Source organism: Pseudomonas graminis, assembly GCF_900111735.1.
In the GTDB taxonomy this organism is placed as follows: Bacteria; Pseudomonadota; Gammaproteobacteria; order Pseudomonadales; family Pseudomonadaceae; genus Aquipseudomonas; species Aquipseudomonas graminis.
In genome coordinates this window covers 64013-78161 of record NZ_FOHW01000027.1, presented here as the reverse complement: position 1 = coordinate 78161, position 14149 = coordinate 64013, and the positions used below count along the sequence as shown (strand labels likewise).

The 14149-nt window shown below is 59.9% G+C and carries 18 protein-coding genes; 5 read left to right on the top strand and 13 right to left on the bottom strand.

Going from position 1 to position 14149, the window contains the following annotated elements:
* Positions 1–315: integrase core domain-containing protein (locus BMY98_RS18970; RefSeq protein WP_139214538.1), on the top strand; the 315-nt coding region annotated here is incomplete at its 5' end.
* Positions 316–399: 84 nt separating this feature from the next.
* Here BMY98_RS18970 and BMY98_RS18965 read toward each other — a convergent pair.
* Together BMY98_RS18965 and BMY98_RS18960 are read right to left on the bottom strand one after the other, a co-directional pair.
* Positions 400–1581 carry a PQQ-dependent sugar dehydrogenase gene (locus tag BMY98_RS18965; protein ID WP_074891735.1) on the bottom strand — a complete coding sequence of 394 codons (1182 nt, stop codon included), beginning with the start codon at positions 1579–1581 and terminating at the stop codon, positions 400–402.
* 41 nt (positions 1582–1622) lie between these two features.
* Positions 1623–1964, bottom strand: coding sequence for a hypothetical protein (locus BMY98_RS18960; protein WP_074891739.1), 342 nt, complete (start codon positions 1962–1964; stop codon positions 1623–1625).
* A gap of 343 nt (positions 1965–2307) precedes the next feature.
* On the opposite strand from BMY98_RS18960, the gene BMY98_RS18955 reads away from it, so the two are divergent.
* A complete protein-coding gene (locus tag BMY98_RS18955; protein ID WP_074891733.1) occupies positions 2308–3309 on the top strand; it encodes a diaminopimelate epimerase in 1002 nt (333 codons plus the stop codon).
* 6 nt (positions 3310–3315) lie between these two features.
* Here the strand turns inward: BMY98_RS18955 and BMY98_RS18950 are convergent, their stop codons facing one another.
* The 7 genes from BMY98_RS18950 to BMY98_RS18920 all read right to left on the bottom strand — a co-directional run bounded on the left by BMY98_RS18950 (position 3316) and on the right by BMY98_RS18920 (position 8891).
* Positions 3316–3753: a nucleoside deaminase gene (locus tag BMY98_RS18950; protein ID WP_074891731.1), complete on the bottom strand. Its 438-nt coding sequence runs from the start codon at positions 3751–3753 to the stop codon at positions 3316–3318.
* A 61-nt stretch (positions 3754–3814) separates the two neighbouring features.
* Positions 3815–4309, bottom strand: a complete 495-nt coding sequence (locus BMY98_RS18945) for a hypothetical protein (RefSeq protein WP_074891729.1) — start codon at positions 4307–4309, stop codon at positions 3815–3817.
* Positions 4310–4598: 289 nt separating this feature from the next.
* On the bottom strand, positions 4599–5150 hold the full coding sequence (locus BMY98_RS18940) for a GNAT family N-acetyltransferase (protein WP_074891727.1): 552 nt from the start codon (positions 5148–5150) through the stop codon (positions 4599–4601).
* A 276-nt stretch (positions 5151–5426) separates the two neighbouring features.
* Entirely contained in the window at positions 5427–6440 is a 1014-nt protein-coding gene (locus BMY98_RS18935; protein ID WP_074891725.1) for an ABC transporter substrate-binding protein, read from the bottom strand.
* Between the two features lie 72 nt (positions 6441–6512).
* Positions 6513–7022 (bottom strand): sigma-70 family RNA polymerase sigma factor, encoded by a 510-nt coding sequence (locus BMY98_RS18930; RefSeq protein ID WP_074891723.1) that lies wholly within the window; start codon positions 7020–7022, stop codon positions 6513–6515.
* Between the two features lie 117 nt (positions 7023–7139).
* Positions 7140–7919, bottom strand: a complete 780-nt coding sequence (locus tag BMY98_RS18925) for a phosphate/phosphite/phosphonate ABC transporter substrate-binding protein (RefSeq protein WP_074891721.1) — start codon at positions 7917–7919, stop codon at positions 7140–7142.
* Positions 7920–7949: 30 nt separating this feature from the next.
* Positions 7950–8891: a fatty acid desaturase gene (locus BMY98_RS18920; protein WP_074891719.1), complete on the bottom strand. Its 942-nt coding sequence runs from the start codon at positions 8889–8891 to the stop codon at positions 7950–7952.
* A 123-nt stretch (positions 8892–9014) separates the two neighbouring features.
* Here BMY98_RS18920 and BMY98_RS18915 point away from each other — a divergent pair, with 123 nt between their 5' ends.
* Positions 9015–9428, top strand: a complete 414-nt coding sequence (locus BMY98_RS18915; RefSeq protein ID WP_074891717.1) for a GNAT family N-acetyltransferase — start codon at positions 9015–9017, stop codon at positions 9426–9428.
* 67 nt (positions 9429–9495) lie between these two features.
* Here BMY98_RS18915 and def read toward each other — a convergent pair whose 3' ends face one another.
* The 3 genes from def to BMY98_RS18900 all read right to left on the bottom strand — a co-directional run bounded on the left by def (position 9496) and on the right by BMY98_RS18900 (position 11553).
* Positions 9496–10035: a peptide deformylase gene (gene def, locus BMY98_RS18910; protein WP_074891716.1), complete on the bottom strand. Its 540-nt coding sequence runs from the start codon at positions 10033–10035 to the stop codon at positions 9496–9498.
* Positions 10036–10094: 59 nt separating this feature from the next.
* The gene (locus tag BMY98_RS18905) at positions 10095–11093 is read right to left on the bottom strand and encodes a YihY/virulence factor BrkB family protein (RefSeq protein WP_074891714.1); all 999 of its coding nucleotides are present in this window, start codon (positions 11091–11093) and stop codon (positions 10095–10097) included.
* Positions 11094–11361: 268 nt separating this feature from the next.
* The gene (locus tag BMY98_RS18900; RefSeq protein ID WP_074891712.1) at positions 11362–11553 is read right to left on the bottom strand and encodes a CsbD family protein; all 192 of its coding nucleotides are present in this window, start codon (positions 11551–11553) and stop codon (positions 11362–11364) included.
* A gap of 696 nt (positions 11554–12249) precedes the next feature.
* Between BMY98_RS18900 and BMY98_RS18895 the strand changes: the two genes are divergently transcribed.
* Complete coding sequence (locus BMY98_RS18895) at positions 12250–12630, top strand: hypothetical protein (protein ID WP_074891710.1); 381 nt, start codon at positions 12250–12252, stop codon at positions 12628–12630.
* 62 nt (positions 12631–12692) lie between these two features.
* Here BMY98_RS18895 and BMY98_RS18890 read toward each other — a convergent pair whose 3' ends face one another.
* Positions 12693–13529 (bottom strand): CvfB family protein, encoded by an 837-nt coding sequence (locus BMY98_RS18890; RefSeq protein ID WP_074891708.1) that lies wholly within the window; start codon positions 13527–13529, stop codon positions 12693–12695.
* A 383-nt stretch (positions 13530–13912) separates the two neighbouring features.
* Here BMY98_RS18890 and BMY98_RS18885 point away from each other — a divergent pair, with 383 nt between their 5' ends.
* Positions 13913–14092 carry a hypothetical protein gene (locus BMY98_RS18885; protein ID WP_037012170.1) on the top strand — a complete coding sequence of 60 codons (180 nt, stop codon included), beginning with the start codon at positions 13913–13915 and terminating at the stop codon, positions 14090–14092.
* Positions 14093–14149: the final 57 nt, after the last annotated feature.

Here is a 14149-nt window from a genome sequence, read left to right as displayed (position 1 = left end):
GATCGCGGCAGCCAATATGCGAGCGCAATCTACAGATCGTTGCTGGCCAGACACGGCATGCAGCAAAGCATGAGCCGTAAAGGTAACTGCTGGGATAATGCGGTGATGGAACGCTTCTTCCTGAGCCTGAAAATGGAGCGGGTATGGCGGCGCAATTACGCTAACCATGGCGAAGCGATACGCGACATCACTCAATACATCGTTGGGTATTACAACAACGAGCGGCTGCACTCGAAACTGGGGTACCTGCCACCGACCGTTTACGAACGGACGATGGCGTCGAAACCACCTATCGAGGTGTCCGGAATTAGTTGACCACTACACCGGCCCCTTCCCGGCTGAAGCCGGTCCTACTAGATGCCGTTAGCCAGGCGTTTTCGCGATAATTTCAAAGCGAGCCTATTGCTCCACCTTCAACCCGACCTTCAACAACTTCCCGTTGTCCTCGTCCGTCAGCACATACACATACCCGTCCGGCCCTTGCCGCACGTCGCGGATGCGGGACTTGAGCTCGCCGAGCAAACGTTCTTCATGCACCACCTTGTCGTCTTTGAGCTCCAGACGAATCAGCTCCTCGGACGCCAGCGCGCCGATGAAGACATTGTGGTCCCATGCTTTGAACGTGCTTGAGTCGTAGAACGCCATGCCGCTGACGCCCGGGGATTTTTCCCACACATGGAAAGGGTTTTTCACGCCCTCGACTACCTTGCCCTTGGACTCGGAAATCGGCTCACCACTGTAGTCGATGCCGAAGGTCGAGATAGGCCAGCCGTAATTGCCGGCGCGTTCGATGATGTTGATTTCGTCGCCTCCACGCGGGCCGTGCTCGTTGGTCCACAGCGTGCCGGTCCAGGGATTGAGCGCGGCGCCCTGTTGATTGCGGTGACCGTAGCTCCAGATTTCCGGGCGCACGTTTTGCTGGCCGACAAAGGGGTTGTCTTTGGGAACGGTGCCGTCGGGGTAAAGGCGCACGACCTTGCCCTGCAGTTTGTCGAGGTCCTGGGCCGTGGCTCGGTCGTTGTTTTCACCGAGCGCGATGAACATGTAACCGTCGCGATCAAAGACGATGCGCGATCCTAAGTGGTTGCCCACCGACAGTTTCGGCTGCTGCTGGAAGATGCGCGTGAAGCCTTCCAGCTTGGTCATGTCTTCCGAAAGCCTTGCGCGCCCCGCCGCCGTGCCGCCGGTTTTTCCGTCGCTCGCGGCCTCGGAGTAGGTGAGGTAAACCATGCGGTCCTTGGTGAAATCCGGCGACAGCTCGACGTCCAGCAAACCGCCCTGCCCTTGCACCCAGACCTTCGGCACGCCGGAGATCGGCGCCGACAGCTTGCCGTCAGGCGTCACCCGGCGCAGGTTGCCGGTGCGCTCGGTGACCAACATCCCCTGGGAGTCCGGCAGAAACGCCACGGCCCATGGATGCTGCAACCCGCCGACGACTTCATCGACTGTCAGCGTGCCGGTCTCGCTTTGGTAAGTCGCGGCAGTTGCTTGCACGGAGAAGCCCAGTAATGCGGAGGCGCATAAGGTCGCCAGCAACGTTTTGCGGAGGGCGAGCGTGTGAAAAGGGGTGGCGCGCAACATAGGCAATTCCTTCTGAAATGGAAGAGAGGCTGGCAGTCGTTTCAATTGCTGCGGCGTTCGGCATCGCCGCCAGGCCGAGCGGGTTGTTGTCGGGTTGGATAACCGTTGCCGATGCCACCGTTTTCGAGGGTGGGCGGACGGGTCTGAGTCGGGCCCAGGTTAGGGCCACCGATACGCGGCGCGATGGACTCGGTGCCCTGACGGCTGTTGGGATTGGCGCGGCGCACGGCGCCGTTGTCGGGAACGTTGATCGAGCGGCTCGGATAACCGGCGGCCGCCAGAAGCGGCGGCGAGTGCGCGGTGTGATCATCGGCCTGCGCCAGCCCGGCCGACAGGAGCCCGCCGAGCAAGAGGACGGCGAGGCGTCGCGGAAAACTGTTCATCATTTACCTTCTGTGGGATGGGTAACGATTCCGGTCTTTGATGGCGATCAAGCGCGTAGGTTCGCGCGGTCACGGTGGATGAGCAACGTGTAGGACCTTTCGCTTTGTAACAAGAGTAGTCGGCAGGCCTGTCAAACAGACGCCCTGGACAGGCGACGCAATGGTGTGGGTTCACACTATCCCCTGCAGGAGCGCGCTTGCCCGCGAAGGCGTTGGGTCAGATTGCATCTTCGTCACAGACACACTGCATTCGCGGGCAAGCGCGCTCCTACAGTGGCCCGCAACAGTGCGCGGTCAACGGGCCGTGATTTAATGCGCGCTGATTCCCTGATCCGGACTGACCATGGCTCGCTTCTACGACGCTCGCGGCAATATCTACGCAGTGATTACCCCCGATGCCCTGCGCACCCTCGGCGTTCCCCTGCCCCAGTTACCGACGCAAGCCGCCACTCGCCGCCAAGCCTGGACGGCTCACGCCATTGCGGCGATCTGTGACTGGCCCGCTGGCCAGCGTCCATCCGGCAGCAAATCTCATCGCTCGGACGGTCTTCTGGTGGGCCCCTTTCAGGACACCGCGCCGTTCGACCTGTTGATCGTCAACACCGACGGCACCCTCGCTGAGCGCAGCGGCAACGGCCTGACCATCTTCGCCCAGTCACTGACCGACTCAGCCCTTATCACCGGCAGCGCGCCGTTCGCCCTGCGCGTTCATCACGATAATGCTGATTCGCTCAGCCCTGTCGCAACGCAGGCGGTCGCGGCGACAGTCGAGGACGTGAACGGCTTTTGGCTGGACATCGGCGCGCCTGGTTTCGGTCCGCAGGCAGTAGCCGCGACAGGAGCCGGAGTCGGCAGTGCGATGCTCAATGATCGGGAAGTTAACCGGATCGAACCCATAGCAGCCTTGCACCCGGGATGGCAGACCAGCGTGTTCGTCAGGGTGGGCAATCCGCACTGCGTCACGCTGGTGACGGATGTCGATGATCTGCCCAGCTTCGAAGACCTTCACGAGCCCGAGTTGAACGCTGCCCTGACCCGTATCGCCTTCGTCGCCGGCGAATCAGGAAGCGGCGACCCCTGCCCTGGCGGGGTCAATCTGCAATGGGCTGCACGCTTGGGACCGAACCGCATCGCGGCACGCGTGTTCGAACGCGGCGAAGGCCCGACGGCGTCCTCCGGCACCAGCGCCAGCGCGGTGGCGTCGGCGGCCTGGTTCTGCGGCTGGGTTCAAGCGGGTTTGGTGGAAGTGGTGATGCCCGGCGGCACTGCGCCGTTGCGCCTGACCGAACGCGACGGGCGGTTGCAGCAGGTGCAGTTGTTCGGGACGGCGCGAATCAAGGCCTGACACTGACTACTCGCCAATATCCTCATTCCACAGCTCAGGCTTGTCCGCGATGAACTGCTTCATCAGACCCACGCAGGTCTCGTCGTGCAGCACATTCACTTCCACGCCTCGGGACTTGAGCAATTCTTCTTCACCCATGAACGTCTCATGCTCACCGACGATGATTTTGCGGATGCCGTACAGCAGGATCGCGCCGCTGCACATCGCGCAGGGCGACAGGGTCGTGTAGAGCGTGGCTTCGCGGTAAACGCGGGCGGGCTGTCGGCCAGCGTTTTCGAAGGCGTCCATTTCGCCGTGCTTGATGGCGCTGCTTTCCTGGACGCGACGATTGTGGCCGCGGCCGATGATCTTGCCGTCGTGGACGATGACCGAACCGATCGGAATACCGCCTTCGTCCAGGCCCTTCTGCGCTTCATCAATGGCCGCTTGCATGAACGGGTCCATGGTCTCTCCTTTCCTTCGTGACGGGGGGTGATCAAAAAAACGCTTCAGATAAAACGTGCGCTCAAGGCTTGGCTTTTTTCAGTGCATTGTCCAGCGCGGTGGACACGTAAACCTTTAGCAGCTCGCTGGAACGGTCCTTCATGTCAGCGCCGACATCGCGCTGCTTGTTGCGGAATTTGTTGGCGACATCTGGCGCCGGGTCAGCGGCGTCCAGTGCCTTCAGCTCTTCAGGGCTGAAGGATGCGGCGTAGGCGGCGGCGAGGTTGCGGTCCCATTCCTGCTGATACTGCGGCTGCAGGCTTTGCAGTTCGTCCTGCACGATTTCCTGCGCCTTGGTGCGGCCGACGGTCTCGACGATCGTGGCGAAGGTCACCGTGTGGGAGGCGACTTGGTAACCCAGCCAGCCCAGGCTTTCACCCAGATGCCGCTCCTGAACGAAGGTCAGCGCGGGATCTGCGGCCACCGGCGCGGGCGCGGTTTCGCCGGCCAGTGCCACGCTCTGCAGGGCCATCACCCCCACCAGGGTCAGCCCGAGTGACGCCTTCATCATCGTCATTGCTGTCGATCTGCAATATCCCATGTCCTCTCCCGGCGACTTTTTTATCGGTGATCAACGCTTTGATTGTCTGCTGGACGCTAACAGTTGAGGGGCGACATATCCATCCCGGCTGCGCAGGGAAACTTGTAGGACTGGCTTTAGCCGGGAAGGCGTCGGATGTCACGCCACACAATCAAGAGTGCCTGCGCTGGTCTCTTCCCGGCTAAAGCCGGTCCTACGGAGTCTTGAAAAAGCCGGTCCCACTGGGATCGCGTACTTTGTGGGACCGGCTTTAGCCGGGAAGGTCTCAAGCCAATTCCTCTGAACCACCCAGCGCCCATTGCTGCGCGGTCATGCGGTAGATCCTTACGCCCTGGCGATGGTACTGACTGTGAACGAACCCGCCGAACCCGAGCTTTTGAATCACCTTCACCGACGCGACATTGGCCGGTTGAACGATGGCGATCAGCGACGGCACCTGCAGCTCTTCAAAACCATAAGCCAGAGCGCTGCGCGCCGCTTCGGTGCCCAGGCCTTTCCCCCAGAACCCGGTTGCGAGTCGATAGCCAAGTTCGATCTCGTCCTTGTCATCCACACGCTCGGCATTGAGACCGCAGAAACCGGCCAGGGTTGAGGTAGATTTCTCCACCACCGCCCACGGACCGAAGCCGCGTTCACGGTAGGAAATCCGGCACCAGTCGATGAACTCGCCCGTCGCCTTTTCCGACAACACGCCCGCCACCGAATGGCGCATCACCTCGGCATCGCCAAGGATTTGCGCCAGCGCCGGGGTGTCGTCGGGAGTGAGTTCGCGCAGGATCAGGCGTTCGGTGTGCAGGAGGGTCAATAACGTGTTCATGATCGCGGGCTCGCGAGAGGATCGTTACACGCCTTGAGCTTGGCGCACGGCAGGCATCGTCGCCAGTCAGGGTTGTCGGTCGCGGTAGTGGTTGCGTGGGGGGGTAATTTACACCCGATCACTGTAGGCGTGAGCTTGCTCGCGAAGACGTCAGTACAGCCACTGGAGATTCAGCGAATGTTCCGTCCTCTTCGCGAGCAAGCTCATTCTTACGGGAAAGGATTGCCTGCGGGACAAGCGGGAGCCCGCTTGTCCCACAGCTTGAAGAGAGAGCGCTTACAGCCCCGCCTTCACCTTGCTGGCGACCTCAGCCGGTACCCAGGCGGTCCAGACTTCCGGGTGATCTTTCAGGAAGCTTTTCGCCACGACGCTCGGTTCCTGACGCTTCTCGCTCATCTCGCCAAGGGTTTTGTTCAGCTCGTCGATGGGCAGGTCCACTTTCTCGAAAAAGCTCACCAGATCCGGGTACTGCTGCCGGAACGGTTCAGACACGCCAATCGCCAGGTGGGCAGCGAGGGAGCTGGAGCCGATCGGGTTGGGGTTGCTGGCGTCGGCGAGGGTTTTCCAGGCTGCTTCGTTGAACGGCGGCTCTTCCAGCTTGATGAGTTTGAAGCGACCCAGCAGCGGCGTCGGTGACCAGTAGTAGAACAACACCGGCTTGCCGCGGCGGATCGACGATGCGACTTCAGCATCCAGCGCCGCGCCCGACCCGGTGCGGAAGTTCACGTAGCTGTCGTTGAGCTTGTAGGCCTTGAGCTTCTGAGTGTTGACGATCTCTGACGTCCAGCCGGTCGGGCTGTTGAGGAAGCGGCCCTTGTCCGGGGATTCCGGGTCCTTGAACACGTCTTTGTATTTGGGCAGGTCCGACACCGATTTCAGGTCAGGCGCCAGCGGTTTGATGCCCCGCTCCGGGTCGCCCTTGATGACGAATTCCGGCACCCACCAGCCTTCGGTTGCGCCTTTGACGATGTTGCCAAGGCCGTGAACCTTGCCTTCGGCCTCCGCCTTGACCCACGCCGGGCTGCGTCCGGCCCACTCTTCACCGATCACCTGAATATCGTTCTTCGCCAGCGCCGCTTCCAGACTCACCGTGCTGCCGGGCAACTTGTCGGTGGGATAGCCGTAGCCTTTTTCCACGATGGTGCGCAGGATTTCGGTGATCAGGCTGCCGCTCTCCCAGGTGATGTCGCCGAAATGAATCGGCGCGGTTTTCTCTGCGCCGTACGCCGAGCCCGTCAGGGCAGCCAGTGCCAGCAGCGAGCCGCCCAGCAGTTTTTTGATTGGTGTCATGGATGTCTCTCGTCGCTCGGGGATGGGGGAGCTCAATCGGGTTGGCACAGTTGGCCGGGCACAGCACACGCTCTATTCCAGACAAGCGCGACGGCAACAGGTTTCAGCCTTATCCATGTAGTCGCTCACTGAGCGCTGCGAAATGCCCAACTGCGCGGCAATCTCAGGATAGGTCAGCCCGCCGCGACGGGAGAGCACAAAGGTTGATTTGATCTTCGCAGGCAGGCGATCAAGGCGGCGATCCAGAAGGTCAAGCATCTGCAGCGTGGCGGCGTGGCTTTCTGCCGAGGCAAATGGGGTCGCTGCCTCTTGGGACAGGCCTTGCAGATAGTCGCGCTCCTGATCGCGCCGCCGCCAGCGCTCATATACCAGGCGTTGGGCGATGGTGGTCAGCAGCGCGCGCGGGTCACGAATCGGCACAACGTTGGGCGAAGCCAGCAGTTGCAGGAAGGTTTCGGAGGCGACGTCTTCAGCGCTCTGCTCGGAGTCGAGCAGCCGGCGCAAGCGAACGCACAGCCACCCGTAGTGCTGAACGAACAGCTCGCTGAGGTAGTGGCGATGCATAACGTCGGCGCCAGCCATAAGACATCCCCTGCCCTGAAATTTCTGTGTTCGGGACTTTCCGAGAGGCCATGCTAACAAGGGCGGTTATGCAGTAAAAATACTTAAAAGTGATTCTTATAGATCACTACGGAATAACTAAAGCAATTGCAACCCCAGGGATGCAGCCTGCAGTTGGTAGTCGAGCAGCACTTGGTAATCGGCCTCGCTCGCCGGCAGCACCTCGCTGATCGCCAACACGTGGGCGACATCGGGGAGTTCGCTGAGCACTTGATTCATCGCCGCGCGGATGGCATCAGCATCGGCGCCAAGGCGGGTGATGTAGGGAAGGCACGGCCCCTCCGCCGTTCGAGCAATCACCTTCACGCCAGCCACTTCCTCGCTGGCATCGCGGGCCAGGTAGTCGAAGGTGACGCTGTCAATGGCGGCCAGATCGCCATCGCCCGCTTTGATCGCGGCGAGACTGTTGCGATGTCCGCCGGTGAGCGTGACGTCAGCGAAGAACTTCCCATTCTGTTGAAGCGGCGCCAGGGCGTGGCGGAACAGGTTCATGCCGGAATTGGAATCCCGTGAATTCAGCAAGCCACGACTGCCCCTGAACTCGACGAGGGACTGACGCGGATCGTCCTCGAGGGCCACCAACAGGCTGCAATGGTTGCCACCGTCGCTATGGGGCAGCTGATAAACCGGACGACCGACCACCTGCACCTTGCCCTGCAATTCCGTCATCAGCGGATAACCGCAGGTTTGCGTCAGCAGCAAGTGCGGCGACAGCCACAGCGTTTTCAATTCCGGGTCTTGAGCATCGAGACGCTGCACGCCGAGGATTTCCAGCACGCGGCTCAGCCACTGCTCTTGCGCCTGCTGAACGCGCAGCGGCGCGACGTACATCAACAGTTCGGCGAAGCCTTGGGGCATGTTCGGTATTCCTCATCAGACCTGGGGTCTTCAGACATAGGGATGTTGCGGGCTGTCGATAGGATTGAAGCTGTGGCGACGAAAGAGTTCCGCGTAACCGGCCACCAGAAATCCGCCACTGCGAGCCAGCCACTCCTCGCGCCGCGCCCGATACACGACGGGCATGTGATACCACGACAGGCCGGGCAAGTCGTGGTGGACGAGGTGCAGATTCAGATTCAGGAACAGCCAGGCCCACGGCCACGAGGCCTCATTGATGACGGTGCGCTCCTGAGGTTGCTCACCGGGACGGTGCTCGTAATAAGAGCGAACCATCGACACCGCCAGCGCCGGTACGCTGCAAAAAATCACGTAATGCAGGGCCGAGATCGCGGCGTAATGCTCGATGAATAAAAACATCAGCACCAGCAATCCACCATGGGTCGACCACATCGCCCAGGCCTGACGCTCGCCACGCAGCAATCGACGGGTTTCGCCGACGATCAGGCTACTCAGCGCCAACGGCACGCCAAACACCAGACGGCCCGGCGGCGTCTTGTCGAGCCAGCGCAACAAACGCATCAGCCTGCCGGTCTGTTCCCATTGCAGCTGACTCAGATAGCGGCTTTCCGGGTCGCGACCGGGGACGGTCAGGTCTTCATCACAGTGATGCTGCATATGGGTATCGCGATACAGCGTGTACGGGTACCAGACCGCAAAAGGCGCGTAACCGAGCACCTTGTTCAGTCGCAACGAACGCGTGGGATGGCCGTGCAGCACCTCGTGTTGCACCGACATCCACAGCACCAGCAGCGGAATCATCAGCAGCGTCGTAGGCCAAATCCCCAGATGCGGGCTGGCAAGCAATAACGTCGGCCAGCCTGCGTACACACCGATCAGCAGCAACCAGGTCGGCCATTCCGTGCGGCCTGTAAAGCTTGCACGCAGGCGCTTGATCTCTTCGCGCTGCGCGTCATCCAGATAGTGGGGCATTGCCGGTTCCTGCATTCGGGCTGATAACCGGTTGTGCAACGGCGCAGGAAAAACTTGTAGATCGATTGGTTATGACGGTAGAACGATGCGCTGAATCCACCCTTTCTCCGACGCCTGCCGCAGATGCCCGACATTCAGTTTTTGCCCCTTCCCGACGTGCAGCGCCCATTGCTGGAGAAGTTCTACCGCGCCCATCAATCGCCCATGCGCGCCAAGGGTGAGGCGCAGGTGTGGGTGGCGCGCCAGCCGGACATTATTGGCGCCCTGTGCCTGACGCCGGTGGCTGGCGGGCACTGGTTGACCGGGCTGTTTGTTGCGCCGAGCGAGCGTGGACGAGGTATTGCGGCGGGGTTGGTCAAGGCAGCGCTGACGTCGGTTGAAGGAAACGTCTGGTTATTCTGTGAGCCTGAGTTGCGCGGGTTTTATCAGCGGCTTGGCTTCCTTGAGGTTCAGCATTTGCCACAGGAACTGGCCGCACGGCTGGCGCGTTATCGGCAGACCAAGCGGTTGATATCGCTTGTGCGCAGTACTGATTGACCCGCCACCCCGGTCACTCCCACATGGTACTCATCTGCCCAAAAAACTCCGTTGACCGGAGCCGCCGTCACTCGTCCGAGTTCGGGTCCATCCCCGGGAACAGCACTTCGATGAATCCGAAGCGGCTGAAGTCGGTAATGCGTGACGGGTACAACCGGCCGATCAGGTGATCGCATTCATGCTGGACGACCCGCGCATGGAAACCCCGGGCTTCCCGCTGAATGAGCTTGCCATCGGGGTCGAAACCTTCGTAACGGATGTGCTCGTAGCGATCGACCACACCGCGCAGGCCTGGCACAGACAGACAGCCTTCCCAGCCCTCTTCCAGGGTTTGCTCCAGCGGCGTGATCAAAGGATTGAGCAGGATGGTCTGGGGGACCGCTTCGGCATCCGGATAACGATCACTGCTCTCGAAACCGAAGATCACCAGCTGCAGGTCAATCCCGATCTGCGGCGCAGCCAGGCCGACACCGCCGACGCTTTCCATGGTCTCGAACATGTCCTCAATGAGTGTCTTCAGCTCACGGGAACCGAACATCGATTCAGGGACAGGTGGTGCGATGCGCAGCAAGCGCTCGTCGCCCATTTTCAGTATTTCGCGAATCATTGCGGGCCCTCTGCATCGGACAGAGGCGCCACCAGCGGGCGCCTTTGCCATGAGCGTTATCAGAACTTGTCGGTCTTCAGCACCGGCGGCGTTGGGGTGTAGTCGTGGTCATGGCTGTGATCGCGGCCGAGACCCGAAACGTGCTGCTTGAGGTGCACCGTATTAAAATCGGCCGTGCCATCGCGCTCGCCCTCTTCCTTCTCGCCCTTCTCTTTACCTTCGGCAGACATGTGCTCGATCACGGCGTTCATCTCGGCACCCAGCAACAACACCGCTGCCGAGATATAGAAATACAGCAGCAACACGATGATCGCCCCGATGCTGCCGTACATCGCGTTGTAGTCGGCGAAGGTTTTGACGTAGTAGGCAAAGCCCAGCGACGCGACGATCCACACCACCACCGCGAGCACTGAGCCCGGGGTGATGAAGCGGAAGCTCTGTTTAACGTCGGGCATGACGTAATACATGATCGCCACCGCGACCATCAGCAGGATGATGATCAGTGGCCAGCGGAGAATCGTCCACAGCGTGACAATGAAGTCTTCCATGCCGATCTGCGAGGCAAGCCAGTTCATGACCACCGGGCCGGTGACCATCAGCGCGGCTACCGTGAGCAGCATGCCGGCGATGCCGATGGTGTAGAACACCGACAGCGGGATGCGCTTCCAGGCCGGGCGCGCTTCGACCACGTCATACGCAGCGTTCATGGCGCTCATCATCAGTCGCACGCCAGCCGAGGCTGTCCACAGCGCGATCACGATACCGATCGACAGCAATCCGCCCTTGGACTGTTGCAGCTGGTCGATGACCGGATTGACCTGGTCGAGTGCTTGCGGCGGCAGGACCAGTTCAGACTGCAATCGCAGCCAGCTAAAAAAGTCCGGCAGGTGCAGGAAGCCGATCAGGGCGATAAGGAAGAGCAGGAACGGGAACAGCGAAAACAGCATCTGGTAGGCCAGCGCGGAGGCGTACGTCGACATCTCGTCATCGACAAACTCTTTGACCGTTCTGACCAACACTGTCTTGATGCTGAGCTGGCGCAAGTCCGGGAATATCATGGCGTCTCCTTTCGCGACACAGATGTAGCCGAAGCACGGTTATTGATTCAAGGGTATCTACAAGCGGTATGCATACGAGCGGGCAATCGCGTTGAAATTCCGTCAGTTGCCCGAACGGGCTGGCTTTTTACAGGGTGCCCGGGGTGTTGGCTACCGTTGATGTGTTTCAGGCGGTCGGGGACGCAAACAATAACGGCCATCAGAGGATGGCCGTTATGGTGTCGCAAATCGGGTCGCCTGGAGCTCGCTAGCTCTAGGCGCAAGGGTTTTAGACCTTGTCGACGCCTTTTTTCACAGCGTCTTTCGCTTCGCCAACGGACTGTTGGACTTCGCCTTTGATTTCTTGCGCTTTGCCTTCGGCACGCAGTTTGTCGTTGTCGGTCACTTTGCCGACGCCCTGCTTGACGTTGCCTACTGCTTCGTTAGCCATGCCTTTGACTTTATCGCCGGTGCTGCTCATAGGGTTCACTCCAGGGTGAGAATAGGATGTCATTAACTCGACACTAGAACTGACCGGAGCGGGGAATCAGAGGTTCAATTAATTCGCGAAGCCGCGTCGATTAGTGCTCTGCCTAAAGGCAGAGATGTTTCGCCTTCGGCGAGTTACTTGGAAAAGCACCCCAAGTAACCAAAGGTGCTTGCTCTCGGTTTGGCCCTTCCTTCGTCAGGGTTCCTTCACTCCGGTCTCGCTCCGTGGGCCCGCGCCGAACGGACATCCATGTCCTGACGGCGCTCTCGCCGCATCCATGCGGCTCGGCCCACTCCGCGAGACCTGCGTTCAGCCTGCACCAAAGTCGCGATTTGTGGTGTCTGGACTTCTTGCGTACGAAGATCAAAAGCAGATCAAAAGCGGATCAAGAGCTTCCCGGCTGAAGCCGGTCCTACGGGCGCGTCGCCTGGGCCACCGAAGGCACGCGTTGCTTTTAGTGGGACCGGCTTTAGCCGGGAAGAGGCCCGTTCAGACGCTGACATTTGATCGTCCCCACGCTCTGCGTGGGAATGCAGCCCGGGACGCTCCGCGTCCCTGTCGAAGGCCGCGAATGGCCGCGGCCAATTTTGCCTTTATGTTTGCCCGAGAACCCCGGAGAATGCGCGACCGAACCGGCGGCGCTCAGGGCGTCGGGCCAGGTTGACGAGACCGTGATCCAGGAATGTTATGAAACTCGATAAGCAGCAGGCCATTGCGCGCCGTAATGAACAGCTCGGCGGCGCCGTGCTCGGCACCAATAACACGCACTTCGCCGTGCTCGACCCCAAGCGCAGTATCTGGTGGTTTGATTTGCCCATGAGCCGTCTGGCGGTGGGTCAGTACGAGTGGCTGCATCTGCTTCTGCACACGCCGAGCACCGATGAGTTGATTCACCTGAAGGTGACGACCAAGTTCCTGCGTGATCAGAAAGATGCGGTGGTGGTTCGCAACGAAGGCAAGCGCAAGTCCACCGTGAGCCTGGAGCTCTCGGCCGACAAGGATTCGTATTTGAAGGACATGCGCCCGAATGGCGCGAACCTGAGCTTCGCCAGCTTCGTGCAGAAGTGATCCGGCAAGGCTAAGCAAAACGCTGCAGCGCCGAATGCCCGGCGCTGCAGTCGAATGTCACGTCAGACCAGTTCGATACGGTCGGCGTGAATGACGATCTGGCCCTGTTTGTAGAGCGCGCCGATCGCTTTCTTGAAGTTACCCTTGCTGACGCCGAACAGGTTGCTGATGACCTGAGGATCGCTCTTGTCGCTGACAGGCAATACGCCGTTGTTGTCACGCAACTTGCCGAGGATCTGCGCGTTGAGGCTGCTGGCAAGCTGTTCGCCGACTGGCTGCAGACTCAGGCTGATGTTGCCGTCGCTGCGCACTTCCTTGATGAAGCCTTTGTCCTGTTTGCCGGACCGCAGGAACTTGAACACTTCGTTCTTGTGAATCAGGCCCCAGTGCTTGTTGTTGATGATCGCCTTGAAACCCATCGCGGTTTCTTCAGCCACCAGCAAGTCCACTTCCTGCCCGACTGTATAGTTGGCAGGCACCTTGTCCAGATAACGATCAAGACGCGTTGTCGCCGTGATGCGGCGCGTGTGCTTGTCGAGGTAGACATGCACCACACAGTAGTCCCCGGCCTTCAGCGGCTGCTTTTCTTCCGAGTATGGCAGCAGCAGATCCTTGGGCAGTCCCCAATCCAGAAAGATGCCAATGCTGTTGACTTCAACCACTTTGAGGCTGGCGAATTCACCGACCTGAACCTTGGGTTTCTCGGTGGTGGCGATTAACTTGTCATCGCTGTCCAGATAAATGAAGACGTTGAGCCAGTCTTCATCTTCGCTGGGAATATCTTTGGGGATATATCGATTGGGCAGCAGAATTTCGCCATCTTGCGCCCCGTCCAGATATAAACCGAAGTTGGTGTGTTTAACCACTTGCAAACTGTTGTAGCGCCCGACTAAAGCCATGTCCAGATACCCTCGTTACGTGGGCGGCATTCTACCCGAATTCGGGCGGGCATTCCGGCGGGCATTTCGTACCGACATCCGGCGCCGACTTCGGCACGCTGGAAATCAATCCGTTGGTGAGCGACACAGCAGAGCCGGTGCACGGCTCGAGCCATTCGTCAGGTCGACGAGCCTGACCGCAGCCTTCAACGCTGGTCTTATTCAACAGAACGCCGGATTGAACATCGCAATTAAAACAGTCATTTAGCCGCTCTTTTCAGGAAACGTTTACGCAGCCCTTCACGACCGCTGGCCCTCCCCTCATCGGATAATACCCAAGCAATTTGCGGCCAATTCCGATAGGATGGCCGGCCGTATTAAATTTACATAGGTCGATAGCAGCCATGCGTGTAAAAGCATCCAACTCGAAAGCCAAGCCAGCTCCTGCCGTTGAGACCAGCGATTCGATCAACGCGCAAATTGCAGCTTTCCTGAAATCCGGTGGCGAGATCCAGCAGATCGCCAAAGGTGTCAGCGGCCAGACCTTCGGCCCATCCAAACAGATCTCCCTCGGCAAAAAGTAAATTTTCTCCCGCCTCCGCGGTCGACATCCAGGCGCTTTGATCACAAGGCGCCAGGTC